We start from the raw sequence: 25,521 nt of genomic DNA on the forward strand, positions 1-25,521 counted from the left end.
AGGGAGCTTGCTCCCGCTGGACTGCGCAGCAGTCCCAAATCAAAGAGCGGGGCCGCTTCGCGCCCCAGCGGGAGCAAGCTCCCTCGCCACAGTGACTAAGGTTGGTCAGAGTTCGGAGAAGCACTCTTCGATGATCGCCAGGCCTTTGTCCAACTGCTCGTCCGGCGAGGTGAGCGGCACCAGTACGCGCAACACGTTGCCGTAGGTGCCGCAGGACAGCAGGATCAGGCCCTTGTCACGTGCCTTGGCTACCACGGAGGCAACAGCGGCAGCGTTTGGCTTGTGGGTGTCGCCGTCTTCAAACAGCTCGACCGCGATCATCGCGCCCAGGGCACGCACTTCGCCGATCACCGGGTACTTGGCCTGGATGGCCTTGAGACCAGTCACCAGGCGCTCGCCCACGGCCTTGCAGCGGTCCAGCAGGTGCTCTTCTTCGAACACTTCCATCACGGCCAGGGCTGCTGCGCAGGCAATCGGGCTACCGGCATAGGTGCCGCCCAGGCCGCCTGGAGCGATGGCGTCCATGTACTCGGCCTTGCCGCACACACCGGCCAGCGGGAAGCCGCCCGCGATGGATTTGGCGAAGGTGGTCAGGTCGGCGGCAACGCCCATCTGTTCCATGGCGAAGAAGGTACCGGTACGGCCGGCACCGGTTTGCACTTCGTCGGCGATCAGCAGGATGCCGTGCTTGTCGCACAGTTCGCGCAGGCGCTTCATGAAGGCTTTCGGCGCGACGTAGAAGCCGCCCTCGCCCTGCACCGGCTCGATGATGATGGCGGCGATATCACGCGGCTCGGCATCGTTCTTGAAGATGCGCTCGATGCTGGCGATGGAGTCGTCGACGCTCACACCGTGCAGTTCGTTGGGGTACAGCGCACGGAACACGCCGCCCGGCATCAAGCCCATGCCGGCCGAGTAAGGCACGACCTTACCGGTGAGGCCCAGGGTCATCATGGTGCGGCCGTGGTAGGCGCCGGTGAAGGCGATCACACCGGCACGGCCCGTGGCGGCGCGGGCGATCTTCACGGCGTTTTCCACGGCTTCGGAACCGGTGGTGACCAGCAGGGTTTTCTTGGCGAAATCACCCGGCACCTTGGCGGCGACTTTCTCACACACTTCTACGTAGGGCTCGTAGGCCAATACCTGGAAGCAGGTGTGGGTCAGCTTGTTGAGTTGCTCGGTTACGGCCGCGATGATTTTCGGGTGCACGTGGCCGGTGTTCAGCACGGCGATACCGCCGGCGAAGTCGATGAACTCGCGACCTTCAACGTCGGTCACGGTGGCGTTCTTCGCGGAGTCGGCGAAGATCGGGTGAATCTGGCCAACACCGCGCGGTACAGCGGCTTCGCGGCGTTTCATCAGGGATGCGTTGGTCTTGCTCATAAAGTCCTCATTCGCCGCTCATCGGGCGGCGTGGCTCAAGGATAGGTGGCGGGGAGGCAACTACGGCAGCATGCGATGATCGACTGCCACAGCTTTCCCGGCCACTGCGAATAACCATGTGAAACACGCAAAGGGGCAGCGCTCTCGTGCCCTCTGCGTTTACTGCAATCCCGTGCCTTAGATACCCAGGCAGAGGTATTTGATTTCCAGGTAGTCCTCGATCCCGTACTTGGAGCCTTCACGGCCCAGGCCGGAGGCCTTGATGCCGCCGAACGGCGCCACTTCGTTGGAGATCAACCCGGTGTTGACGCCGACCATACCGTATTCCAGGGCCTCGGCCACGCGGAACACACGGCCCAGGTCGCGGGCGTAGAAGTAGGAAGCCAGGCCGAACTCGGTGTCGTTGGACATGGCGATCACTTCGGCTTCGTCTTTGAAGCGGAACAGTGGCGCCAGCGGGCCGAAGGTTTCTTCCTTGGCGACGGCGGCGTTTTTCGGCACGTCGACCAGGATGGTCGGCTCGAAGAAGTTGCCTTCCATGACCTTGCCACCGGCCAACAGCTTGGCGCCTTTGCTCAGGGCATCAGCGATATGTTCCTGCACCTTGGCCACGGCTTTTTCGTCGATCAGCGGGCCGGTGGTGGTGCCGTCTTCCAGACCGTTACCGATCTTCAATTTGGTCACCGCCACCTTGAGCTTTTCAGCGAAGGCGTCGTACACCGAATCCTGGATGTACAGGCGGTTGGCGCAGACGCAGGTCTGGCCGTTGTTGCGGTACTTGGAGATGATCGCGCCTTCGACGGCCTTATCCAGGTCAGCGTCGTCGAACACGATGAACGGTGCGTTACCGCCCAGCTCCAGGGAGACTTTCTTGATGTCCTTGGCGCATTCGGCCATCAGCTGGCGACCAATTTCGGTCGAGCCGGTGAAGGACAATTTACGCACAATGGGGTTGCTGGTCAGCTCGCCGCCGATGTCGCCAGCACTGCCGGTGACTACGCTGAGCACGCCTTTGGGGATACCGGCGCGGTGCGCCAGCTCAACCAGGGCCAGGGCCGAGAACGGGGTTTGCGAGGCCGGCTTGATCACCATGGTGCAACCGGCAGCCAGGGCCGGGCCGGCTTTGCGGGTGATCATCGCCGCCGGGAAGTTCCACGGGGTGATGGCTGCGGTCACGCCGATGGGCTGCTTGATCACGATCAGGCGCTTGTCGGGCTGGTGGCCGGGGATCACGTCGCCATAGATGCGCTTGGCTTCTTCGGCGAACCACTCGATAAAGGAAGCGGCGTAGACGATTTCGCCCTTGGCCTCGGCCAGCGGCTTGCCTTGTTCGAGGGTCATCAGGCGGCCGAGGTCGTCCTGGTTTTCGATCAGCAGTTCGAACCAGCGGCGCAGCTTGTTGGCGCGCTCCTTGGCGGTGAGTGCACGCCAGGCTGGCAGGGCCTTGTCGGCGGCTTCGATGGCGCGGCGGGTTTCCGCGGCGCCCATCTTCGGCACGGTGCCGAGAATCTCGCCCGTGGCCGGGTTGTTGACCTTGATGGTTTGACCATTGTCCGCATCGACCCAAGCGCCATCGATAAAGGCTTGCTGGCGGAACAACTGGGTGTCTTTGAGCTGCATGTCGGCTTTCCTTAACAGCACCGCGCGCACGCGGAGCGAATTAGAGTTGTTGAAAGGCGCCTTGTGGGCTGCCGTCAGGGAAATCAGCCCCAGCGCGCAGAAGAAATGAAAGAGCGCACGGGAGACAGAGCGTTTGAAATCTCAAACGAATCCTAGGATCAATGGGGGTACAGGGCAATAGGATGTTCGAAAAAAAGAACGAATATGGCGCATCCGGTTCATCTTTCGGATCAAACGCACACACGACAACAGCCCCGGAGCCTGGTGGGCGCCGGGGCTGCTGGGGGCTCTGCAGCTTAAGGTTGGAACGACTTGAGCACGGCCAACAGGCTGGTCAAGTTGTCGGCCACGCCGCCCTGGGCGACTTTTTCGGTGGCGGCGGCGCCAGCGGTGGTGTCGACGCTGTAGATCTGCATCACGCCCTGGTTGGTGGCCGCCTGGGCCAGGGTGTTTTGTTGCTGTTGGGCCGAGACCGAGTTCTGGAACAGGATCGCCGTGGCCTGGCCCATGGATTGATAGATGGTGCTCATGGCCATCGCGGGTGATTCGGCAACGACCTTGACGTTGGTCTGGGTGACGGCATCGGTGATTTGCGGGCTGACTGTACTCATGGTTGAAACTCCTGGGTTGAGAAAGAACAACATCCGTTATTGCTCAGTGCTTAAGGCTGGAAAGACTTGAGCACGGTCAACAGGCTGGTGAGGTTATCCGACACGCCGCCCTGGGCGACTTTCTCGGTAGCCGCCGCACCTGCGGTGGTATCGACGCTGTAGATCTGCATCACGCCCTGGTTGGTGGCCGCCTGGGCCAGGGTGTTTTGCTGCTGCTGGGCCGACACCGCGTTCTGGAACAGAATCGCCGTGGCCTGCGCCATGGATTGATAGATAGTGCTCATCGCCATCGCAGGCGATTCGGCCACCACTTTGACGTTGGTCTGGGTGACCGCGTCGGTAATTTGCTCGTTGACTAATGGCATGATCAATTTCCTTATTTAGTACACGGTGCATTCCGTGTTCATCAATGAACGTTGCGGAACAGGCGCTGTGAAACGCAGGGTCAAGGTTTTGCAGTGGGGCCCAGCGCCGCTTCAATCTGCGCGATCAACCCTTGGATCAGTGCCTGCACTTCCTTGCGTTGCGCATCCTGGTCGGGAGCTGCGCCGTCCAACACCTGGCGTAGCGCCGCCTCACGTTGCTCGGAAGCGGTCTTGAGCGCTTGTTCGTTGGCCTTCGATTGCGCAAGCACTTCGGTAGCGCGCTTGAGGGTTTCGTCGACGATGGCCTGGGGCGTTCCGGCGAAAATCTGCGGGTTGCGCAGCATCGCTTCGAGCCGTTGGCGGTCGTCGGTGGACAGGACCGAGGGTGTGGAAGGGGGTGCCATGTCGATCTCCTTGGGTTTTACGTCGCCTGCAAAAGGGCCGCTAAAGCCGCACCTCTCTGCCGTCTTCCCAGAAACCGGCAAAGAAAAAACGCGGCGACGCAGCACAGAACGTCGCGAGCTCTGCCGGTGTCATCGCTGAGGGTTGCCGATTGAAAATGGCCGGCGGTGGCGGAACCAGATTGGCCGCGTTGTAGAGGTTGCCGACCTCATAAGCGTTGGCCGCGAATTGTGAGCAAAAGGAACCGCTGCCTATCGCTATCGACTCATTGATCCGAGCCTGCAGAGTGTCGTTGGCCTTCCAGTTCTTGAATGCAGAAAGCATCGCGTTCCACGCGCTATAACTGCCGTCGATTTCATCGCCGAGCTTGTCGAAATAAAACTGCTTGGCCGCCAGCGCCGCCGCAAACCCCAGCTCAGTGTCACGGCAGGAAAACACCATGGCGGTGCGAGGGGGTTTTTCCAGGCTCACGTCAGTCAACGCCAGGCCAGTGCCGACGCTTTCGATCACCATGGTCTTGCTCACCGCAATTGCCGGGTGGACCACATTCAGATACGTCGTGTCCTGTGAGAACACCTTGGCTTTGACCAACTGACCGGCTTTGATGAAAGCCCGCGTCGTACTGTCATCTTCTTGCTTCACCGAAAAAATAAGATCTCCAACGTCCATGATGTCGCTCCTCACTCAAGAAAAGTTGCTTTCAAGTTGCTGTTGCACCGCCCCAGCAGAACGCCGAAGCGCTGTGCTCGGTTCAGGCCGCTGGCGCGGCCCGGTTGGCCAAGGTGTCGGCGTACTTGGCGATGCTCTGGTCGATCTTGTCGATGGCCACGCTGGCGGCTTCGGCTTCCATCGCACCGGCAGCGGCAGCCACGGCGGCAGCGGCGCCTACCAGCAGGTCGGTGGCCAAGGCGCCCAAGGCGTCTTCGGCAGCGGCCGGCAGGTTGTCCTTGACGATGTTCTCGGTCATTTGCTGGAGCAGCACGGCCTGGGCCGCCAACGCGATCTTGCTGACCCCATCGAAGTACCCCGCCGCCGCTTGCGCCACTAGCCCGGCCGCCTGGCTGATCATCATGTCGGCCGGCACCGCGATCTGCGCCGGCGCATAGGCAAAGTTCTGCGCGTTGGTGAACTGCACCGCCTGCACGATCTGGCTATTGAGCGCCGCCGTACTGTCGGATGACGGCGCGCTCACCTGGTTGAGCAGGTGCTCGTTCATGCGCGCCATGATCGAGCGCGAGGCCGGTGCAGGGGGCGCTGTCGCCGGAGGGTCGGCGGCGGGCGTTGCTTGGGAGGCGGCGGGTTTCTTGCGACTGAACCACGACATAATCAATCTCCCGAGGGCTCAGCCCTTCTCGCCAATCTGCATGATCAGCGCCACGGCCTTGGAGATCACCGCGTTGGAAATCTGATTCATCGCCTGCTGGCTGTTGACCGCGTTCTGCAACGACAGGCCCGCCGCGCTGCTGGCCACCTGGTACAGCGACGCGATGGCCTGGGCTGGCGCCTCTGCCACCACCTTGACGTTGGTTTGAGTGACCGCGTCGGTGATCTGGCTGTTGACCTCTGTCATACATCTCTCCTTGATGGCATTCACCCAGGTTTGGGCGTGGATAGCGGCGGCGTGCTGCGCTCATACCACTAGAACGCCCCACGCCAACATCTGTGAATCACCATCAGCGCAAGGCACTGCGCAGCAGTTGCACACGCTTGCGCACCAGCGGCAGCTTCACGTGCAGCGCGGCAGCGATTTGCGGGTAAGGCAGGTCATCGACAAAACGCATCTCGAACAAGCGCTGCTGCAACAGCGGTAACCGTGCGACGTGCGCCTCGATCTGCTCCAGGCGCTCATAACATTCCACCCGCTCCAGCACCGAAGCGCAGGGCGCGGCGAGCGCGGCCAGGTGATCGTGTTCAAGGTCCACCGAATCATCGAACAGCCGCCCCTCGCGCTTGCTGCGCCGCACGCTGTCGAGAAACACATGATCGAGCACCAGAAACAGAAACCCCTCAGGGTCGCGAATGCGCTCCGGCGAACGCCGAAAAAACAACAGGGCCTTGATCGCCGTGGCCGCCAACCACTCCTGGCCCTGATCCAGATCGCCCTTGGCCCTCCGCAACGCCCGGCGCCTGAGCTCGCCGTGCACAGCGCGCCAACTCGCTTCGAACAAACGGTCATCGGCGGCCCATTGATCCTTGAACTGAACAGTCATCGCCATCGCCAGCACTCCTGTGCATCCTTGATGAAGGGCCAGTCTGCGAGGGCTCGACGGGGGCACGCTGTTACCTGGGGAACACCGCCACAACTAATTCAGCGCAAAAGCCTTGCGCCGCAAATGCTCGACATCGTTGATCACCATGCGCTCCAGATCGCCGCTGATCACGCCACTGCGCCGCCACACTTGCAGCTGCACATTCAACTTGGGGCGACTGGTATTCAGCATCGACGCCAACACCCCTTGGCTTGCGGGCAACGACACACTGGGCAAGGCCAACGCCAGGTCGATCTCGCCCAGGTTCGCCAATAAAAACCGCGCCAACCGCGACTCCAGCCGATGCAGGCACACCAACTCCAGCAACTCGATGGCGTGCAGCAACCTCAGCATCATCAACATCAACAAACGCCGCAGAAACGCCGGCTCCTCAAACAGCACACCAAAATGCCGGCTACCCAACTGCAACAACCGCGTGGGCCCGCTGGCAAAGGTAGAAGACTCGCGCCCATGATCCTTGATCAACGCCGTCTCCCCCACCACCTGCCCGGCCCCAGTACTGCCGATAATCTGCTCGCGCCCATCCGGCCCATGCACCACCGAATAAATCCGGCCCTCCACCACCAACGCAATGAATTCGAGGGTGTCATCCTTGAAATACAAAAGCTCACGATCATCCAGCGTGCGCTCCACCATATGGGTGGCCACGTAGCGCAAGAGATGCTCCGGCATACCTCGAAACAAATCGGAGCGAGCCAGCAGGGTTTGTCTGAGCGGGAGATCGAGCATCACGGTTCCTTTGGAATGCATGCGTTCACCTGAGGAATTGCGGCGTGGAAGCGGGGTTAAAGCCACAAGAGCAAAGCAAACAAAGGGACGTGCGGCGCGGGGAGTTGTGAATGAGGGTGGCGATTAGCCATTTTTTGTCGGAAATGGACGACAGGGGGCGGGGCAAATGCCGGAATGGACGCATCAGGTCGACATGGGTATGATGTCGCCCGCACAAGCATCCGTAGCTCAGCTGGATAGAGTACTGCCCTCCGAAGGCAGGGGTCGTGGGTTCGAATCCCGCCGGGTGCACCAGATATGAAATGAAAAAGCCTCAGGTCGGGAGATCTGGGGCTTTTTTGTGCGTTTGGTGGGTGGTGAGAGAGTGTTGAGTCGCGTCGGGATAGTAGAGGTGAAAATAAATCCCCTTTTCTCCCCCCCTTTTTCCCAAGCAGTTTTCCAGCTCTACGATCATTACGATTTCACCGCCTTGAGCGCCGGTCTCAAGCAAAGAAGAAACGCCTACACAGGAACCTCCGCCCTGATCAGCGTACCGCCTTCGACCAGATTACGGGCAGTAATGGTACCGCCATGGGCCTGGCAGATCGCACGGGCGATGGACAAGCCTAGCCCGCTCCCCCCCGAGTAACGTGCCCTGGAGCGCTCTGCACGCCAGAAGCGGTCGAACACGCTGTCCAGATGCTGGGCTTCGATACCTGGCCCTCGGTCACCGACTTCAATCACCACCGAACCGTGAACCCGGCGCGCCGTTACATTCAACTCGCCTCCCCCGGCCGCATAACGCAGCAAGTTATCGACCAGAATGTTGATCACCTGGCCCAGGCGATCACGATCGGCATGCATACGAAGCCCATCAGCAATACTGACCTGCGTCAGCACGCAAGCCTCATCCAACTGCGGCTGGAACCACGCCAACCGCTCCGCCACCAGAGCTACCAGAGAAAACTCGCTGCGCTCCAGCACCAGCCGGCCAGCACGAGCCATCGACAACAGGTGCAAATCATCCACCAGCTTTCTGAGTTGATCGAGCTGACGCTTGACCATGCCCAACTGCATGGCATCGCTGGGGAATACCTCATCGAGCATACCCTGCACGCGCCCCATGGCGGCGTTCAAGGGTGTGCGCAGTTCGTGGGCAATGACCGCGCTGGATTCACGCACATCGCGCTCATAGCGCTCCAGTTGCGTGGTCATGCTGTTGAAGTCGCTGACCAGCCGTTGCAGCTCGTCGGGCGCGTCGCGGTGCACCGGCAGGCGAGTCAGGAAATCACCGCCGGCGACTCGCCGGGCGCCCTGGGCAATTGCCGAGAACTGGCTGGACAAGGGCCGCGAAAACCACAGGCCGAAGCCAATGATGATAGGGATCGCGGCCAGCACCAGGCCGATCAGTATCAGCCAGTCGCGATTGGCAATAGCCGGCTGGAAATAGTCCAGCGGATAGTACTGGGCAACCACTTGACGCAAGCGTGCCTCATTGAGCTCTGGCTCGGCGCGCAACGCCAGCAGCTCCTCACGCGGCCCAGGCGGCAGATGCTGCACAAAATACCAGTCCGACAGTGTGACGTTGATCCACATGCACACCGAGATCACCACCACCGCGCCGATCGCCAGCAGGCTCATGCGCAGGCCGATCCAGCGCCACATGGGTTTGTCGTTGACCCGCGGTTGCTCAAGCATGTGCGTTACCTGAATCGATAGCCAATGGAGCGCACCGTGACCAGAACGCCGGTGATGCCGTGGTTTTCCAGCTTGCGGCGCAGGTTGTGCACGTGGGTGTCGACGACGCGGGCCAGGGCTTCGCTTTCCGGTAGGCAGATTTCCAGCAACTCATCACGAGTGAAGGCCTTGGACGGCGTCTTGAGCAACGTCACCAGCAGCTTAAATTCCGTTGGGGTCAGGTCCAGCCATTGCGGTGGTGCTTCGCCCTGCTCAATGGCCGCGGTAAACGCAACAAGATCCACCCGCAGGTTTTCATGGCGCAGCAGGTGTTCGACCGGTTGGTTGCCGGTGGTGCGCCGCAACACCGCGTGCACCCGCGCCACCACTTCGCGCGGGCTGTAAGGCTTGACCACATAGTCGTCCGCGCCATAACGCAAGGCACCGAGTTTTTCCGGTTCGTCGCCCATGGCCGTGACCATGATGACCGGCGTGTCACTGCTACGGCGCACGGCGGATAACACCTCGGTGCCGCTCAAGCGCGGAAGCATCACGTCGAGCAGGATCAGGTCGGGCTGCCAGCTTTTGTACAGGTCCAGACCGCGCTGGCCGTCTTCGGCCAGGGCCACCTCATAGCCATCCCGGAGCAAGTAGGCTTCGAGAATGTTGGCGCTGTCGGCGTCGTCTTCGACGATGAGGATACGTTTTCCTGACACAAAGAAGCCTCTTGATGAAACCTTGATAATTTACGAACGGTTTATTGAAAGTGCGCTGCCAGTATTGCCCTACGCCCGCTTTCGCGAGCCGATCCTATGCCGACCACTGCATCGCTGTCCAAGCCTATCAACGGGCCTGAACAGCTCGATCAGAGGGAGGTGTTGTGTCGCGCGTCGGCGGGCGCACTGCTGTCTTCTTTTGCACATAGGGCTTGACCATGAACTTCACCACCTCCCCTACCCACAACGTTCTGTTGGGCGCCGTCACGCTGCTGTGCTGCGCGCTCGCGCCCCAGGCTCAGGCGACCGACGCCAGCCCGACAGCCGAAGAAACCACCGTTACCCTGGGCCTTGGCATGGGTGTCACGCCTCGCTACATGGGTGCTGACCGCTACCGTCCGCTCGTACTGCCGATGCTCAGCATCCAGCACGGAGCGTTGTTCGCCGACACCACTCGCGGCGTGGGCCTGCAATTTCAATCCGACAGTGGTTTTAGCGCCAGCGCAGCGATCAATTACGACCTGGGCCGCAAAGAGAAGGACAGCATCACCAGCCCGGGCGGCGACGAGCTCAGAGGTATGGGCGATATCAACGGCGCAACCGTCGCCGACTTTACCCTCAGCCAACAACTGCTTGACTGGCTGTCGGTCAACGGCGAAGCCGAACTGCGCATGGCCGGCGAGCACCGAGGCAACCGTTACCGCTTTGGCCTGGAAGGCATCTTGTTGCACACAGACCGCGACACCCTGAGCCTGGCCATCGACGCCCATGCCGGCGATAGCCGCTACAACCAGACGTTCTTCGGCGTCACCCAGGCTCAGAGCCAACGCTCGATCTACAGCAAGTACACCGCCGACGCCGGGATCTATGCCTACTCCGCTGCCTTGAACTGGCAGCACACCTTCGACGCGCACTGGTCAACGCTGGCCAGCCTGACGCTGACTCAATACGCTGACCAGGCCAGCGACAGCCCGCTGGTAAGGCGCGAAACCGCAGGCTTGGGTCTGTTTGCAATCAACTACACGTTCTGACAACAAGCCCCGGGTATGCAGGCTTCATCTGAACTATCCCTGGGGCAGATTCCAGTCCTGTGCGAATGGCTTTTCAGACCGCGCAAGGTTCTCCCCATCAGGGCGTACACACGATGATCCGTTTGAAGTACCTGTCCAAAAGAGCCGTGCTGCTCTATGCGCTATTGATGAGTATCGGCAGTCAAGCCTCCCCCACCCTGCATACCGAAGCGTTCGTGCATCCTGGCCTGCTCCAGACCCGGGAGGACTTCACGCGGATACGCGAGAAGCTGGCCAACTATAACCAGCCGTGGCTGGCCGGCTGGCAGAAGCTGATCGCCAACCCCCATGCCTCATTAGCCTGGCAGCCCAACCCGATGCCGGTGGTGTACCCCACTTCAGGCGGCCCGAATAACGACAGTGTTCTGTTCAACGACGCAGCCGCCGCGTATGCACTGGCCCTGCGCTGGCAGATCTCCAACAACCCGGCGTATGCCGACAAGGCCGTGAGTATTTTGAACCAGTGGGCCTTGACCCTCACCGCGATCAAAGACAAGCCCGGCAGAGCTTTGGTGGCAGGCTTGTACGGCTACCAACTGGCCAACGCGGCCGAACTGCTGCGCAGCTACCCAAAGTGGCGGGCGGAAGATTTCCAGCGTTTTCAAGGCATGATGCTCACTGTGTTCTACCCCATCAATCATGACTTCCTGGTGAACCACGACGGCGCCCGGCCTGATCATCATGGGGCCAGCTGGGACCTAGCCAACATGAACTCGATGCTGGCCATCGGCGTACTGACCGACCGCCGCGATCTCTACAACGAGGCCGTCGACTACTTCAAGCACGGCACCGGTAACGGCGCCATCGCCCACGCGGTGTGGAAGCTCTACGGCGATGGCCTTGGTCAAGTCCAGGAAAGCGGACGTGATCAGTCACACGCAATGCTCGACATAGCCCTGCTCGGCAGTTTCTGCCAAATGGCCTGGAGCCAGGGCAACGACCTGTTCGGCTACCAGAACAACCGCGTGCTGCAGGGCGCCGAGTATGTGGCCAAGTACAACCTTGGCCAGGAGGTGCCGTTTACCCCCATCCCCAACAGCAGCTTCAAACAGACCGTCATCTCGGCCGATCATCGCGGCGAAACCCGTCCGATATGGGAACTGCTCTACAACCACTACGCCGTGCGAAAGGGCCTCAGCGCACCGAATGTGCAGGCCATGGCAAATAACGTCCAAGTGGAAGGTGGTGGCGGGGATTATGGTGCTGACAGGGTTGGCTACGTCCAGCTGGGGTATGGGACGTTGCTGTATTCGTTGGGGGAATACGGTTTGTCGGAGATGCAGTTAATGCCTTAGAGGTATATCACCGAAGCTGCGCTGCGCATTACAAATGCGTCCTTTCTACCTGTCAAATTCGAGGAATGGCAAGAACGCATTGGTGTGTTGGAAATGTCAAAGGACGCCAGCACCATCGCCGCAGAAGTGTGGAGCCAGATATGAATGAAACACCCGAGGTCTTTAGACCCGGGGCTTTTTTGTGAGCCACTTGCACGCGCAACTCGATGTTGCTACGAGTGGCTAAGCGCCTACATCCCGATGGGTTGAGTATTACGAAGGCCTTGATGAATTCCCGGAATGCTGCTTTTCCAGGCTTGAAATTTCACCGCGCAACACCCCCTCCAACACCCCAAAAAACCCCTGAATATGCCCCTGCCTCAACGCCTGTGGCCGCGTAACCAAATAAACCTCCATCGCCGGCAGTTCTATCTCCTGAAAAACCTCACTCAACCCCGTCGCCAAAATACGCGGCAACACCGCCACCCCCATCCCCCGCTTCACCGATTCAAGCTGCACCGCAAACGAACTCACCCTGATCGGCGCACGGTCCACCCCCGCAGCTTTCGCAGCGCGCATTTGCGGCAGCAGATCCAGCGGCGGCAGCAAGGCGATACTGGCGGCGGTAGCTGGCGTTAGCGCAGGAAACCGTTGCAGGTATTCAGCAGTTGCGAATACGCCGTAAGCGAGTTTGCCGAGCCCTCGGTAGATCAGGGAAGGTTCGCCCAGGTGTGCGGTGCGTATGGCGATGTCGGCAACGCCTCGTACGATTTTGTGAAAGTCGGTGGTGACCTGTAGTTCTACGGAACAGCCTGGGTGCTGGGAGGTGAAGCGGCTGGCGGCCTCAAGCACGCTGGCAGAAAAGCCTTCGCCGGCGCTCACCAGCACGGTGCCGCTGAGGGTTGCTGGCGTGCCGTCGGCGGGGGCCTGGCGTCGCAGGCCGGATTCGGCTGCCAGGGCGACGTCCACCAGGGCTTGGCCTCGGGAGGTGAGCCGGCAGCCTTCCACGCCGCGTTCCACCAGTGGTTCGCCCAGGGCGGTTTCCAGTTGGGTGAGGCGGCGGGAGACGGTAGAGGCCGCGATACCCAGTAATTGGCCTGCCTGTAAAAAGCTGCCGCGCCGTGAGACTGCCAGCAGCAGTCGAAGATCGTCCCAATTTGCCTGCAATGCCATATCTCCGCGCTTCCCTGGTGTGCAGATGTGCAAAGCCATTATGCCGTAGGCGCTGTTTTTACGGCGCGGGCTGACCGGTATATCTACTGGCCTTCTCAACAAATGGAATGGCCTGTATGAACACGAACCCCAATCGCTTGCGCAGCACCTTTGTGACCGGTGCCACCGGCTTGCTGGGCAATAACCTGGTACGGGAGCTGGTCGCACGGGGTTATGCGGTGAAGGCGCTGGTGCGCTCGGCGGCCAAGGGCGCGCAGCAGTTCGGCGATGTGCCGGGCGTGGAGCAGGTGGTGGGGGACATGGCGGATGTGGATGCCTTCGCGGCGGCGTTGCAAGGCTGCGATACGGTGTTTCACTGCGCGGCGTTTTTTCGGGATAACTACAAGGGCGGCAGCCATTGGGAGGAACTGGAGAAGATCAATGTCGTCGGTACCCGAGCCCTGCTGCAACAGGCCTATGACGCCGGTGTGCGACGGTTTGTGCACACCTCGTCGATTGCCGTGCTCGACGGTGCCCCCGGTACGCCGATCGACGAGACGTGCCTGCGGGTCGAAGCCGATGCGGACGACTACTACCGCAGCAAGATCCTGGCTGAGCGGGAGGTGTTGAGGTTTCTTGAAAGCCATCCGCAGATGTACGCCTGCATGGTTTTGCCCGGTTGGATGTGGGGGCCGGGTGACCGTGGGCCGACGTCTTCGGGGCAGTTGGTCCGGGACGTGATCAACGGTAAGTTGCCGGGGCTGATTCCTGGCACCTTTTCGCTGGTCGATGTCCGCGATGTGGCCTGGGCGCACATTGCTGCTGCCCAAAGCGGGCGACGGGGCGAGCGTTATCTCGCGGCCGGTCGCAACTTGACCATGCGCCAGCTGATTCCGGCGCTGGGGCGTATTGCCGGGGTCAAGGTGCCCTCCCGCCAACTGCCGCTGCCCGCGCTGTACCTGTTGGCAGCGATGCAAGAGGCCTACGCCTACCTGACCGGCAAGCCCATCTTGCTGAGCATGGCGACGTTGCGGCTGTTGATACGCGAGGAGCACCGTACCCGCTTTGACCACCGCAAAAGTGAAGAGGAACTGGGGTTGAGCTTTCGCGTCCTGGAGCAGACCCTCACGGACACGGTGGCGTGGTCCCGGGCCTACGGCGGGTTGTAATAAAAAGCCCCAGGTCGACAGGCCTGGGGCTGGTTCGTGGCGGCAGGTTCAATGCTGTTTCAACGCCTCTAGCCGTGCCGGCAAGTCCTCCTCGGGAAAGCGTTGGTACAGCGCCAGCAGTTTTTCATCCGCGGCCCTGGTTTCACCCGCTCGACGCAGGTTCACAATTTCCTGCAGACCTGCTTCCAACGTAGGCAGCGCCCGTTTGCTGAGTTTCAGCGCTGGCTGATCCGCCACTGCGCTTTCGGCTTGAGCAGGCGCACTTTCAACCCGTGGCGCTATCGCCATCCGGGCCATTGGCGCGGGGGCGGAGAAGGCTTGCGGCGCTGGCTGGGCGGCTTCTTCGTGGTGCGGCGCAGAGAATGTCGCGGTGGAGATTTCGGGTTGCGGCACGGGGGAGCGCATGACCACGCCGATCATCAGTGCCAACCCGGCGACGGTGGCAAATGCCATTTGCCAGCGCGGGCGTTGGCAGGCTTGCAGCCAGCGTTGCCACAGGCTGGGTTGCGGCTGCGGGGCTTCGCGACGGGCAGCGTTGAGGATGAAGGCGTCGAGGGACGCGGGCGGCTCGCCCGTGCTGTGTTGACGATAGTGCTGGAGCAGCGCGTCGTCTGGGGTGTGTCGGGAGTCAGTCATACGGGTACCTCCTCGGCCAGCAGGCGCCGCAATTTTTGCAGGGCGTAGCGCAAGCGGCTTTTTACGGTTTCCAGCGGGGCGCCGGTGAGGGTGGCGATTTGCGGTACTTCGAGCTCGCCGTGCAGGCGTAGCAGAAACACTTCGCGCTGGTCTTCGGGCAACGCTTGCAGGGCCGCGTCGAGGCGCGCCTGGTCGCGGCTGAGGGTCAGTTGTTGCTCGGGGCCGTCGCTGTCATCGGCCTGGGCGTGGAGCTGTTCATCGTAGCTGTCGTGCAGGGGGTTGTGGATGCCGTGCTTGCGCCAGTGGTCGATCAGGCGGTTGCGGGCGATCTGGAACAACCAGGTGCGAAAACTCGCCCGGCCTTGTGGCTGGGTGGTGCTGCGGATCAGGCTGAGCCAGGTGTCCTGGTAGATTTCTTCGGCCAGTTCGGCTTTGTTGCATAGGGACACGAGGAAGAAGTACAGGCCCTGGCGATGGCGCGTGTACAAGGCTTCGAAGGCGGCAGCGTCACCGGTTCGGTAGCGGGCCAGCAGCGATTCGTCGCTGGGTGAGTCATCTGGAACGGCCATGTAGTGGGCGAACTCCTTTTTGTCAGCCGAAGCAGGATTACTGTAGGAGCGAGCTTGCTCGCGAAGAACGTCAACGATAACGGGTGCTTCCTGGATAAACGCGGTGCCTGTGAGTTTTTCGCGAGCAAGCTCGCTCCTACAAAAAGCTTTAGCAGCAAGCCCCCTCCCACATTTGATCTCGGTTGTGAGCGAGATCAGGGCTTGAGGCTTTGGGCCAACTCCACCAGTTGCACGAATTCGTTGCGCAGCCCGAACGGGTCATCGCCGCGGGCCGAGCGCGCCAGTTTGGCGGTGTCTTGCAAGCTCATGGTGCCAGTGTAGCGGCCATCGCCCTTGAGCTGTTGGGCGAAGGCGGCCACGGCAGACGCGAAGCGCAAATCATCGCTGGCCGGGGTGGTTTGGTTGGCGATGGGGCGTTCGATCAATTGGCTATTGCCGCCCGCAGCGGGCTTGTAGCGCACCCGTAGCATCGCAAGCTCCGCGGATTGGCTTGCCTCCGCAGGCGCAGCGGCATAGCGCAAAGGCTCCAACCAGCCCTTCTCGCCCTTGGGCACGATTTCATACAGCGCGGTCACCGTATGCCCTGCGCCAATCTCACCGGCATCGACCTTGTCGTTGTTGAAATCCTCACGCTTCAGGGCGCGGTTTTCATAGCCCAGCAGGCGGTATTCGCTGACCTGGGCCGGGTTGAACTCCACCTGCAGTTTCACATCCCGCGCCACCACGGCCAGGGTGGAACTGAGTTGCTCTACCAGCACCTTGCGTGCTTCGCGCAGGTTGTCGATGTAGGCGTAGTTACCGTCGCCCGCGTCGGCCAGTTGTTCCATCAGGTGTTCGTTGTAGTTGTCCACGCCAAAGCCGAGGGTGGTCAGCGATACGCCGCTTTTGCGCTGGGCCACGGCCATCTGCTTGAGGCTGTCGAAGTCGCTGATGCCCACGTTGAAGTCGCCGTCGGTGGCCAGCAGGATGCGGTTGATGCCCTGGTCGATAAAGCCTTCGCGGGCCATCTGGTAGGCCAACTCGATGCCCGACGCGCCTGCGGTGGAGCCGCCGGCGGTGAGTTGGTCGATGGCGTTGCGGATCTTGGCTTTTTCACTGCCCGAGGTGGGCTTGAGCACCACGCGGGATTCACCGGCATAGACCACCAGTGACACACGGTCCTGATCACGCAGTTGATCCACCAGTAACTTCAGCGTGCTTTTGACCAACGGCAAGCCTTCGCGGCGGTCCATGGAGCCGGACACGTCCACCAGGAAAACCAGATTGGCGGGCGCCAGTTCGGCCACGGTTTTATCGGAGGCCTTGATGCCAATGCGCAGCAGTTTTGTGCGCGGGTTCCACGATGTGGCGGCCACTTCGGTGGTGACGCCAAAGGGTGAGCCGTCGGTGGGCAGTGCGTAGTCATAGGGAAAGTAATTGACCATTTCCTCCAACCGAACCGCGCCTTCGGGCGGCAGGCGGCCTTGGTTGAGGAAGCGCCTTACGTTGGCGTAGCTGCCGGTGTCGACATCCACGCTGAAGGTGGAGACGGGGGTTTCGGTAACGCGGTGCACAGGGTTGTCGGGCAGGTTGGCGTATTGCTCTCGGGGTTCGCTGCGGTCATTCATCATCGCCATTTCACGCACCGCCATCGGTGCCGGCATGGCCATGCGTTTGACCACTGCATTCTGGATCGGCGCGCTGTGCAGCTCGGCGAGAGGCGCCGGTTCAACCGGTTTGGAGACTTCGGGGGACGATGACAGCCCACACCCAGCCAGCGCCACCAGCAGGGTAACGGTGAAGCCTTGGGCAGCGGGACGCAGGTAAAGCAGAGGGCGGGACATGGGGCTGAACCTCGTGAATGAATGAGCCGTTCACAAGGTCAGACGCGAGGTAGGTTGGGTTCGGGTTAAACCCTCGAAATTCACGTCGATCAATGTGGGAGCTGGCTTGCCTGCGATAGCGGTGTGTCAGGCAGCCTTTCCAGCACTGGCCCACCGCTATCGCAGGCAAGCCAGCTCCCACAGTTGTATGGCGGTGTTCTCTTAGTCCGTGCCGTATTTCGGGTTACGCGGGCCGTACAAAATCCCGGTGCGCTGCCCCGCCGACAGCAACCGTGCGCTGGTGATACCGGCAATCGGATGCGCCGCATCGGTAGAGCTGTTGATCACCTGCTTGACCGCAGCCGTGATCAACATGCCCACCAGGCCGCCACCGTTGTTGTTGCCTTCTTCGCTCGACGCCCGCGCCGAACCGGTCCACAGGGTGCCGCCGGTGCGCAGGTCCACCAGTTTGGCCGAGGCCGTCACCGAGGTGTCGCTGGAGATCAGCATGTACTGGGTGCCGTACTCGCTGATGGTGATGTAAAGCGCCGCGTCCGCGCCAAAGATGTCATGCAGCTTGGCCGGTTGTACGGCCTGGATATCGTTGGCGGTGGTCAGGCCGTTCTGGCGGAAGGTTTCGTCCACCAGGGCAATCGGCAACACGTAGTAGCCGGCTTCGGCCAGCGGGTAGGTGACTTGCGACACCAGGCTGTAGGACGCCTGCACTTCCGGCGATTCGTTGATCGGCGGCAATACCAGGATCGACTTGGGCCGCGCCTGTTTGTACGCCGAATAATCAACCGTCTTGGGCGCGGCGCAACCGCCGAGCAACGCCAGGGCCAGCAAGGCGCCGGTGAGTTTTAACAGGCTCATTTGGTGGCGACTCCGGCTTTGGCGTTTTTCAACAGAAAGTCCATGTACGCAGCAGACTCAGGGAACAGCGCCTTCTCGGTGCGAAACTCCTGCACCATCTGGTCATCCTTGCCCATGTTCATGTACAGCATGCCCAGGTGCGCGTGGTAACCCGGCGGCGCCTTGCGGCCACTGGCGTTGATCTTCTGCAGATCGCGCTCCAGTGCTTCCACCTGCGCTTCCTTGGGCTCGCCCTTGAAGTACTCGTAAACCTGCGGCTGGTAGCTTTCCCATTGATACAGGGGCTGGGGCGCCGTTTGGCACCCGGCTACCGTCGCGATTGCTGCCAGCGTCAGCGCTAACTTCACTGCCTTGCTCATCCGTGTACTGCTCCTTGTGGTGTGGCTGATCAGTTACGCGGGTTCCAGGCGCCAGCGTTGATGCCGTCGACCAGGCGGTTGATCGCTTCGCGCATGGCCAGGTCCAGCACCTTGCCATTGAGGGTGGAGTCATAGCTGGCGGTGCCGCCGAAGCCGATCACTTCACGGTTGGACAGCGCGTACTCACCGGCGCCCTGGGTGGAATACACCACTTCGGAGGTATTGATGTTGACGATATTCAACGCAACTTTGGCGTAGGCCACTTGGGTCTTGCCACGGCCGAGGATGCCGAACAGCTGGCGGTCGCCGGTCTCTTTGCGGCCGAACTCGGTCACATCGCCAGTCACCACATAGTCAGCGCCCTTGAGCTTCTGCACGGTGCCTTTGATTTTGGCTTCCTGGGAGATCTCGCCCATGTTGTCGCGGTCCAGCACGCTGAAGCGGTTGGTCTGCTGCAAGTGGGTGATAAGGATGGTCTTGGCCTGGCCGCCGAGACGGTCAACGCCATCGGAGAAGATGCCGCGCATGTAGCTGGAGCGGTTATCGAACTTACCCACGGCAATCGGCACACGCACGCCGGAATAGGCCAGGTGGGCGCTGGCGACTTGCTCCACCGGCATCGCGCGGTTGCTCTCGGTGGCACAACCGGCCACGGTCAACAGCGCCGCGGCGGTGAGGCCCGACAGCAGGATTTTGGACAGTGTCTTCACAGGGTGCTCCTTGGGTGAGGAAATCAGCGTTGCTGGGTTTTCCAAGGAGAAAGGCAGCCTGAAAACGCACTGGCCTGGATTCTTCCCTGAAAGACGGTGATACAACGGCTGCGGCATTTTACGGGGTTGAGAGCGGTTCTCAAGTTGTTTCGGCCATAGGTGGGTGGCTTACCCTACTGCCGACCGCAATACTCAAAGCAACAAAGATCAAATGTGGGAGCTGGCTTGCCTGCGAAAGCGATAGTGCAGCAACAGATGCAGCGACTGACACACCGCCTTCGCGGGCAAGCCCAATGCCGATCAATTAAACGAACGCAATGCCCAAAGCAACGAAGATCCAATGTGGGAGCTGGCTTGCCTGCGAAAGCGATAGTGCAGCAACAGATGCAGCGACTGACACACCGCCTTCGCGGGCAAGCCCAATGCCGATCAATTAAACGAACGCAATGCCCAAAGCAACGAAGATCCAATGTGGGAGCTGGCTTGCCTGCGAAAGCGGTAGTGCAGCAACAGATGAAGCGACTGACACACCGCCTTCGCGGGCAAGCCCAATGCCGATCAATTAAACGAACGCAATGCCCAAAGCAACGAAGATCCAATGTGGGAGCTGGCTTGCCTGCGAAAGCGGTAGTGCAGCAACAGATGCAGCGACTGACACACCGCCTTCGCGGGCAAGCCCGCTCCCACAGGGGAACTGCGTTTAACCCTGACTGGTATTAGTCCAAGCCCGCCCACCAACAGCAGCCTGCCTTCGCACAGCCCTACTTGAGCTCCTTCACCAGGTACTGCGCAGAAATCTGCGTAATCCCGGTCAACGCCCGGCGCAAAGCTTCCGGGTCCGTGCGGTAGGTTAACGGCGTATAGCCATAAACGTTCTGACCATTAAACGGCGTGACCGCTTCAAAGGTGCGCCAGATCATCTCATCGCCGCGATCCATCTGCGCTAACACGTTAAGGGTCGGATAAATCACACTGCTGAAACCCTGGGTCAGGCGAAAGCCCCACTCGGACACGGTCAGCTGAATCTGCGCATCAGCCGGCTCATCGTCGCCGACCACCTTGAGCGTCGACGTCTTACCCAACTCATCGACAAAGCCCTGCTTGAGCAACACGCCAACATCGAGTTTTTCCGCCTCCATCACCGTCAGAATAGCCACCGGCGTCGGCATCTCGGCCAACTGCCCAAGCTTCATGCCGCCGGCAAACCCGGCACCACTCAACGCCGCAGTACCCACCTTGGACGCCCCGCTGGCCATGCCAACACCCGCGCCAACCCCGGCACCCAGGGCCGCGCCCCAGGCCTGTTCGCGGCCGAAGTACACCATGTTCTTTTCCCACTTCACGGGCAGGACTTTGACGGTCTTGATCTGCGCGCGGTTTTCGGGAGTGAGGGGGTGGCTGACGCAGCCGCCGAGGATGAGGGTGGTGAGGAGAATGAGGAGGAGGTTTTTCACATTGGTCCTTTAATGTTTGGGGTGAGGCTTTCAGATTTGCATAGTCGTAGTGCGTTTGTTCGTGAGCAGTATGTCGGCAATGGGTGGCAAGACGTTAGTAGCTGCGTACACGCTCCGAAGCAGCGGCATTTTGATGCCTTGCGCGGGCTTGGTGGTGCGGCTTATAGTCCGGCCGTCGCTCAAAAAGCGACCGGGTTTGGCGACCCGAAGAACGAGCCCTCAATAATCCAGAGAGCTTAATGATGAATCGATACATTCCCCTAACCGGCCACGACTGCACCGTCCCAGCCCTGATCATCGACACCCAGGCACCTCTCGACGTCCTTCACGACGCCGCCGTGCACCGCATTCGGGCCGTCACCCAACTGCTGGAAAACCTGGCCTTCCGCGAACAACTCAGCAGCGATGCCGTCGTGCTTTCAGACTTCGCCCATTTGCTGGCCATTCCGCTGCGCGATGGGTGTGACTTGCTGGATGTCATCAGTCGCAGGCTGAATGCCGATCCGTCCTGAGTGAAAATCGGGCGGCCTTAGTGTCGCCCCCTTTATGCGTGAGCAATTCAACTTAATAAACCGGTCCACTTTTTTCGTCATTTCACGCAGCAAACCTGATCATCCGAAAGATAATAAAGTCCCTCCAGCTTTCCGCAAATGGAAGGAAGACCGAAAACCGATTCTGAGGCATAAGAAATAGGCAGCTCGGTTCTAATCGAACAGGCAAACTCCGAACTTTCCCACGTTGGAGTGACTATACCGCTCCAAAAACTTACTGCGTCTCCCTTATCAGACAATATAACAGGCTTTACGTATTCAATTGCGGCATTGGAGTCCCAATATAAATAACCGCGATACACAGCGCCACTTTCACCAAGAAAATCAGTTAGAACGATAATCTGAAAATCTGAGCACGTTTCCTGTTCGGCGAGGGGGCGTACAGTTGACTCATCCTCCACTGTTTCGTCCATCGGAAAAAACCAAACGCTATAGCTATCAAGATCATCAATCGTTAGCTCATATACTTGTTTGTCCGACACAAATCGCCCCCTATGTAATTAAATACAACAAAAGGGGACAGAATTACTTAATAGGCTCTCAATTCTAATTTAAATAAATCTGTCCCTTTTCTACCCATTTCTCCGAATTTTTATCCTGCTGGAACCGCATCGATATCAAACTCACCTTGCTCGTCAATTTCGGCGTCTGCTCTCAACACCTCAAAATCGCAGCCCCCTAAATTCAAATGGACATTTATTTCATACGCTCCACTTGAGGAGGGTCTTATAAATTCGACCTGAAGAGAATAATCTCCTTCAGGCAGTTCTAGAGGAACCGTACTCGAAATACTACCAAGCTCAACATTTCTATCTTTCACCGTGAAGGGAACTTTAAGAGCCCGAACCACGTCTGCGCTAATAGCGGGCACTTGCTCGTTAATGAAAACGCTAATTATATGATCCCCTTCGTCGATCAAAGCTCTAAAAGAGGCACTTCCTAACCTCCACGCAAATCCTTGCGCATAACTACGATCACTCCAATCATTATACGGCTGATCAAGCGAGCTTAAAAACACGCAAAATTGCGAATAAGACAAATATATACTTTCTCTAAACCCAGCCATTAGCCCACCACCTTAATTCAACAAAAGGGGACAGATTTACTCAATAGCCTTTGTACTACCACCACGAATTAAGTAAATTCGCCGCCCTCACAACTACCTGACTAACTAGGCAACGGTTTCTTGATCGCCATTAACAGAATCAAACAGTACGCCGACAACACCAGCCGCCATAAATCGCCGTTTCACTTCTTCACTTACTATGACCGCACCCAAATATTTTTTAAGTTTAAATATATGACTTGATCCGACCCTGCCCGGGTCAACCACTAAATTGTAGAAAGCACGATAGTTGCCGGCCATATCTGGCCTAACAGGATCATCTACCTCAAACTTTTTATAGCGAGAGCGCTTTTCATCCACGCAATCAATTTGCGTTTCAATAATCATCAAAAAATAGCTCTGGCAAACCACTTTATTGTTTATCTTCACCGGCTCAAAAACGACATGCTGATAAAGTTCGTCTGTCTCTGGCAAACCGGCGAGCGAATTTTTTGCCCTCTCGCTTAAAACAGGAATACTGGCGTATCCAGCGAGGGAATAATCAACTTCTTTACCGTCGAACCTTACATCGAGGGTATATGTGCCTGGCTCCATAAAATTAACTGGAGGATCACTGAAATGCCAGTTATCTACATGATGTACATCTCCGAGCACCCACCTATCGCAGACAGTTACATCTTGTCGCATTAAGTAATATCTCATTTCAGTCCCTCGTAAGCCATTTATTAACTTCACTACCCACGATTACTGCTTCTGACTTAATCCCTTCCAATATTTTTGTCACGAATCAACGAAAAAAGGGGACTGTCTAGTCCTGAAATAGGTTTACACCTGCTTCAGGACTAGACAGCCTTTAAACTCTAGTCTAGATAAATCTGCCCTCTTTTCTTGTCCCTTTTCTTCAGTCCCCTTTTCTTCAACTTATTCATCATCCCATAACTGCCCCGGCGGCGCATAGTTACCATCTTCCAAGATGCTGCACCATCCAAAAAGCCTATAAAACATTTCAAGATCCAATATTTGGTAGATATCAATATCAACTTTTTTTAACGACACCCGACCGTGTGCATAGTGAGAGTATTGCCCACCTACCCCACCTATCGCTCTTTTTTCAAGTTCTGCACGATCCCACTCCAGAACGGTTCCTGCAGCTTCTGGCAAAGGGTCCAAAAATTCAATTTCAAACTCCGTTGCAATTTTGCAAATGCAAGGAATCAGCCTTTGCTCGAGCAGGCTGTGGGTTAACAAATTCTCGGGAAACTTAATGCTTAATTTCATTTCAGAGCATCCTTTGGAACAACAACATAACCTGAAAAATTCTTTTCAAAAGTAGTCGCGGGGCTAAAGTACTGCTTACCATGAGGATCACTGCAAAAGGGGACAGATTTATTTAATGCGCCTTTAAACTCTAATATTAAATAAATCTGTCCCCTTTTCTCGTGAGATTAAAAGGTGGTACCTACCCATCCATCTTTACTGGATACCCACGCAGACCGTGACGGCGCGCAACCCACAATCAGAAATACAACTACCATTATTACGCTAATTTTTTTCACGTTTTCTCTCCGTGAAAATGTGAAAAATGGGACATATTTATTTAATACGTTTTTCAACTCTAATTCTAAATAAGCCTTTCCCTTTTCTCACTTTTTTATTCATCTCCGCTCTGGCACCGACTCAACTTTTTCCATTTATATGATTTCGCCACGGCACGAGCAGTCCCTCCAACAAGACTCGATCAACAACACCATCATCAATGGCGCCGACAAAAGTTGTATCCAACTGAAACTCAAAGGAAATATCTTCCTTTTCCGATAACTTTTTTACGGCACAGACTATTTCTTCCACTTCATCTAGATTTTTTGAATCCATATCAACAGACAGTATATTCGGTTGCAGTGCTGAATAAATCTCCAACATTCCACCCACCACTTCCGCGCCCCCTTCGTCTATCGCGTCAATAAAGGTTGGCGGGGCAATGCTCCATATTCTTGACGCAGCGAGCTCATTCACGAGCTGCTGCACATTAGATCTAATAGACTGATCTAAGTCTTGAGCCACGTAGAAAATCAACTTTTGCTTCTCATGTTCTAGCGGTACGGAATGCATTATTCAGCTCCTTTTTTTGGAGGGTATGCCGGGAGAGCCGACCCTGGACCGCCTGGATTATATCTAAACCCTCCTGGCATATGCGCATCCAAATGCCGTGTATCAGGCAGTGGCACAGTAAGTGGCGAACCCTGAACATAACAAAAGGGGACAGATTTATTTAATATGCTTTTCAACTCTAATTTAAATAAATCTGTCCCCTTTCTCATAACCTCTTTCTGAGGAGACATATTCAAAACCCTCACTTTTAAACTCCACGTGAGGAGTACCATCTTCGGGGGAGCTCTCTCTAACCAACAGCATAGACTTAGGCGCTCCCAACTTAGCGCCTATCAAACTCACGGTTTTCTGCAGCTCACCGAAATTGGAAACCATACTAATTCGTTCTTCTCAACAAAAGGGGACTGATTTATTTAATGCACCTTTAAACTCTAATTTAAATAAATCCGCCCCCTTTTCTCTCTTTTCTTTACCCTTAAAACAGCAGTTAAACGACATAACATCCTTTTACGTTAGAAGTTTCGTATCTCCATGACTTTATTAGCCGATCCGCAGCGACAAAAACCGAATATCGGCAATCCCTAATCCAAGTTATGTAATACCGCCTGCCTCCGTTTTCATCAACAACCTTATCAAAGGTCTTATTTTTATTTACAGGCGACCAATATGAGTCGCCACATCCTCGAGTGCAGTCTTTGTAAAGGTGGGAATCGAAATGAGTACCTACCCATAGATTCATTCCATTTTCCCAATTGGAATGGGAAGGTGCGCAGCCAGCCAAGGCCGACAATAATACTACTAAAAGCCATTTATTAATTTTCACGCTTTTTCTCCGACTCAATTGCTGGGCGGTACTTATCGTACAGTGCTCCATAATTTACAAGCAGAGCAGGCGGCACGAACAAAAGGGGACAGATTTATTTAATAGGGCTTTACCGCCATCTCGAATTAAAATAAATCTGTCCCCTTTTACTG

Annotated in this window: 29 protein-coding genes and 1 tRNA gene; 5 read left to right on the forward strand and 25 right to left on the reverse strand. The window is 57.9% G+C overall.

Annotated elements, in window-relative coordinates; genetic code table 11:
- Nucleotides 1–105: 105 nt before the first annotated feature.
- The 10 genes from gabT to APH41_RS17565 form a co-directional block, all read right to left on the reverse strand.
- Entirely contained in the window at nucleotides 106–1,383 is a 1,278-nt protein-coding gene (gene gabT, locus APH41_RS17520; RefSeq protein WP_014716416.1) for a 4-aminobutyrate--2-oxoglutarate transaminase, read from the reverse strand.
- A 177-nt stretch (nucleotides 1,384–1,560) separates the two neighbouring features.
- Nucleotides 1,561–3,003 (reverse strand): NADP-dependent succinate-semialdehyde dehydrogenase, encoded by a 1,443-nt coding sequence (gene gabD / locus APH41_RS17525; RefSeq protein ID WP_003187552.1) that lies wholly within the window; start codon nucleotides 3,001–3,003, stop codon nucleotides 1,561–1,563.
- Nucleotides 3,004–3,299: 296 nt separating this feature from the next.
- Nucleotides 3,300–3,614 carry a RebB family R body protein gene (locus APH41_RS17530; RefSeq protein WP_003187551.1) on the reverse strand — a complete coding sequence of 105 codons (315 nt, stop codon included), beginning with the start codon at nucleotides 3,612–3,614 and terminating at the stop codon, nucleotides 3,300–3,302.
- A 50-nt stretch (nucleotides 3,615–3,664) separates the two neighbouring features.
- Nucleotides 3,665–3,979, reverse strand: a complete 315-nt coding sequence (locus APH41_RS17535; RefSeq protein WP_003187550.1) for a RebB family R body protein — start codon at nucleotides 3,977–3,979, stop codon at nucleotides 3,665–3,667.
- Between the two features lie 80 nt (nucleotides 3,980–4,059).
- Nucleotides 4,060–4,383: a hypothetical protein gene (locus tag APH41_RS17540; RefSeq protein WP_054920364.1), complete on the reverse strand. Its 324-nt coding sequence runs from the start codon at nucleotides 4,381–4,383 to the stop codon at nucleotides 4,060–4,062.
- Between the two features lie 40 nt (nucleotides 4,384–4,423).
- Nucleotides 4,424–5,050 carry a hypothetical protein gene (locus tag APH41_RS17545; protein ID WP_034125445.1) on the reverse strand — a complete coding sequence of 209 codons (627 nt, stop codon included), beginning with the start codon at nucleotides 5,048–5,050 and terminating at the stop codon, nucleotides 4,424–4,426.
- A gap of 82 nt (nucleotides 5,051–5,132) precedes the next feature.
- Nucleotides 5,133–5,705, reverse strand: coding sequence for a hypothetical protein (locus APH41_RS17550; protein WP_054920366.1), 573 nt, complete (start codon nucleotides 5,703–5,705; stop codon nucleotides 5,133–5,135).
- A gap of 18 nt (nucleotides 5,706–5,723) precedes the next feature.
- Complete coding sequence (locus APH41_RS17555; protein WP_003187543.1) at nucleotides 5,724–5,951, reverse strand: RebB family R body protein; 228 nt, start codon at nucleotides 5,949–5,951, stop codon at nucleotides 5,724–5,726.
- A 103-nt stretch (nucleotides 5,952–6,054) separates the two neighbouring features.
- Nucleotides 6,055–6,597: an RNA polymerase sigma factor gene (locus APH41_RS17560; protein WP_177333576.1), complete on the reverse strand. Its 543-nt coding sequence runs from the start codon at nucleotides 6,595–6,597 to the stop codon at nucleotides 6,055–6,057.
- An 87-nt stretch (nucleotides 6,598–6,684) separates the two neighbouring features.
- Nucleotides 6,685–7,401, reverse strand: a complete 717-nt coding sequence (locus tag APH41_RS17565) for a Crp/Fnr family transcriptional regulator (protein ID WP_034125442.1) — start codon at nucleotides 7,399–7,401, stop codon at nucleotides 6,685–6,687.
- 196 nt (nucleotides 7,402–7,597) lie between these two features.
- Between APH41_RS17565 and APH41_RS17570 the strand changes: the two genes are divergently transcribed.
- Nucleotides 7,598–7,674, forward strand: a tRNA-Arg gene (locus tag APH41_RS17570).
- Between the two features lie 207 nt (nucleotides 7,675–7,881).
- On the opposite strand, the gene APH41_RS17575 is transcribed toward APH41_RS17570, so the two are convergent.
- On the reverse strand, nucleotides 7,882–9,057 hold the full coding sequence (locus tag APH41_RS17575; protein WP_054920370.1) for a cell wall metabolism sensor histidine kinase WalK: 1,176 nt from the start codon (nucleotides 9,055–9,057) through the stop codon (nucleotides 7,882–7,884).
- 5 nt (nucleotides 9,058–9,062) lie between these two features.
- Nucleotides 9,063–9,752 (reverse strand): response regulator, encoded by a 690-nt coding sequence (locus APH41_RS17580; RefSeq protein WP_003187519.1) that lies wholly within the window; start codon nucleotides 9,750–9,752, stop codon nucleotides 9,063–9,065.
- Between the two features lie 218 nt (nucleotides 9,753–9,970).
- On the opposite strand from APH41_RS17580, the gene APH41_RS17585 reads away from it, so the two are divergent.
- Both APH41_RS17585 and APH41_RS17590 read left to right on the forward strand, forming a co-directional pair.
- Nucleotides 9,971–10,783, forward strand: a complete 813-nt coding sequence (locus APH41_RS17585; protein WP_054896826.1) for a MipA/OmpV family protein — start codon at nucleotides 9,971–9,973, stop codon at nucleotides 10,781–10,783.
- A 113-nt stretch (nucleotides 10,784–10,896) separates the two neighbouring features.
- Nucleotides 10,897–12,117, forward strand: coding sequence for an alginate lyase family protein (locus tag APH41_RS17590; protein WP_054896827.1), 1,221 nt, complete (start codon nucleotides 10,897–10,899; stop codon nucleotides 12,115–12,117).
- 252 nt (nucleotides 12,118–12,369) lie between these two features.
- Here the strand turns inward: APH41_RS17590 and APH41_RS17595 are convergent, their stop codons facing one another.
- On the reverse strand, nucleotides 12,370–13,269 hold the full coding sequence (locus APH41_RS17595) for a LysR family transcriptional regulator (RefSeq protein WP_054920373.1): 900 nt from the start codon (nucleotides 13,267–13,269) through the stop codon (nucleotides 12,370–12,372).
- 116 nt (nucleotides 13,270–13,385) lie between these two features.
- On the opposite strand from APH41_RS17595, the gene APH41_RS17600 reads away from it, so the two are divergent.
- Nucleotides 13,386–14,417, forward strand: a complete 1,032-nt coding sequence (locus APH41_RS17600; RefSeq protein WP_054920376.1) for an SDR family oxidoreductase — start codon at nucleotides 13,386–13,388, stop codon at nucleotides 14,415–14,417.
- 48 nt (nucleotides 14,418–14,465) lie between these two features.
- Here the strand turns inward: APH41_RS17600 and APH41_RS17605 are convergent, their stop codons facing one another.
- The 7 genes from APH41_RS17605 to APH41_RS17635 form a co-directional block, all read right to left on the reverse strand.
- Nucleotides 14,466–15,053 carry a hypothetical protein gene (locus APH41_RS17605; RefSeq protein ID WP_054920378.1) on the reverse strand — a complete coding sequence of 196 codons (588 nt, stop codon included), beginning with the start codon at nucleotides 15,051–15,053 and terminating at the stop codon, nucleotides 14,466–14,468.
- The gene (locus APH41_RS17610) at nucleotides 15,050–15,622 is read right to left on the reverse strand and encodes an RNA polymerase sigma factor (protein ID WP_054920381.1); all 573 of its coding nucleotides are present in this window, start codon (nucleotides 15,620–15,622) and stop codon (nucleotides 15,050–15,052) included. Before APH41_RS17610 ends, APH41_RS17605 begins: the two co-directional genes overlap by 4 nt.
- A 194-nt stretch (nucleotides 15,623–15,816) precedes the next feature.
- A complete protein-coding gene (locus APH41_RS17615) occupies nucleotides 15,817–17,445 on the reverse strand; it encodes a VWA domain-containing protein (RefSeq protein WP_054920383.1) in 1,629 nt (542 codons plus the stop codon).
- A 201-nt stretch (nucleotides 17,446–17,646) separates the two neighbouring features.
- Nucleotides 17,647–18,297, reverse strand: a complete 651-nt coding sequence (locus tag APH41_RS17620; RefSeq protein ID WP_054920385.1) for a DUF799 domain-containing protein — start codon at nucleotides 18,295–18,297, stop codon at nucleotides 17,647–17,649.
- Nucleotides 18,294–18,656: a DUF4810 domain-containing protein gene (locus APH41_RS17625; RefSeq protein ID WP_005783622.1), complete on the reverse strand. Its 363-nt coding sequence runs from the start codon at nucleotides 18,654–18,656 to the stop codon at nucleotides 18,294–18,296. Before APH41_RS17625 ends, APH41_RS17620 begins: the two co-directional genes overlap by 4 nt.
- A 29-nt stretch (nucleotides 18,657–18,685) precedes the next feature.
- Nucleotides 18,686–19,366 carry a CsgG/HfaB family protein gene (locus tag APH41_RS17630; protein ID WP_054920387.1) on the reverse strand — a complete coding sequence of 227 codons (681 nt, stop codon included), beginning with the start codon at nucleotides 19,364–19,366 and terminating at the stop codon, nucleotides 18,686–18,688.
- Between the two features lie 761 nt (nucleotides 19,367–20,127).
- Nucleotides 20,128–20,820, reverse strand: a complete 693-nt coding sequence (locus tag APH41_RS17635) for a hypothetical protein (protein ID WP_054920389.1) — start codon at nucleotides 20,818–20,820, stop codon at nucleotides 20,128–20,130.
- Between the two features lie 254 nt (nucleotides 20,821–21,074).
- On the opposite strand from APH41_RS17635, the gene APH41_RS17640 reads away from it, so the two are divergent.
- Nucleotides 21,075–21,332 (forward strand): hypothetical protein, encoded by a 258-nt coding sequence (locus APH41_RS17640; RefSeq protein WP_005783616.1) that lies wholly within the window; start codon nucleotides 21,075–21,077, stop codon nucleotides 21,330–21,332.
- 77 nt (nucleotides 21,333–21,409) lie between these two features.
- Here the strand turns inward: APH41_RS17640 and APH41_RS28280 are convergent, their stop codons facing one another.
- The 5 genes from APH41_RS28280 to APH41_RS17655 all read right to left on the reverse strand — a co-directional run bounded on the left by APH41_RS28280 (nucleotide 21,410) and on the right by APH41_RS17655 (nucleotide 24,546).
- Nucleotides 21,410–21,853, reverse strand: a complete 444-nt coding sequence (locus APH41_RS28280) for a hypothetical protein (RefSeq protein WP_072445732.1) — start codon at nucleotides 21,851–21,853, stop codon at nucleotides 21,410–21,412.
- A 110-nt stretch (nucleotides 21,854–21,963) separates the two neighbouring features.
- Nucleotides 21,964–22,437: a competence protein ComJ gene (comJ, locus tag APH41_RS28285; RefSeq protein WP_072445731.1), complete on the reverse strand. Its 474-nt coding sequence runs from the start codon at nucleotides 22,435–22,437 to the stop codon at nucleotides 21,964–21,966.
- 105 nt (nucleotides 22,438–22,542) lie between these two features.
- Complete coding sequence (locus APH41_RS17645; RefSeq protein WP_232241662.1) at nucleotides 22,543–23,124, reverse strand: imm11 family protein; 582 nt, start codon at nucleotides 23,122–23,124, stop codon at nucleotides 22,543–22,545.
- Between the two features lie 234 nt (nucleotides 23,125–23,358).
- Nucleotides 23,359–23,715, reverse strand: coding sequence for a hypothetical protein (locus APH41_RS17650; RefSeq protein WP_054896836.1), 357 nt, complete (start codon nucleotides 23,713–23,715; stop codon nucleotides 23,359–23,361).
- A gap of 399 nt (nucleotides 23,716–24,114) precedes the next feature.
- A complete protein-coding gene (locus APH41_RS17655; protein ID WP_054896837.1) occupies nucleotides 24,115–24,546 on the reverse strand; it encodes a hypothetical protein in 432 nt (143 codons plus the stop codon).
- Between the last annotated feature and the right edge of the window lie 975 nt (nucleotides 24,547–25,521).

This window comes from Pseudomonas sp. NBRC 111138 (assembly GCF_001320835.1).
GTDB classification, from domain to species: Bacteria; Pseudomonadota; Gammaproteobacteria; order Pseudomonadales; family Pseudomonadaceae; genus Aquipseudomonas; species Aquipseudomonas paracarnis.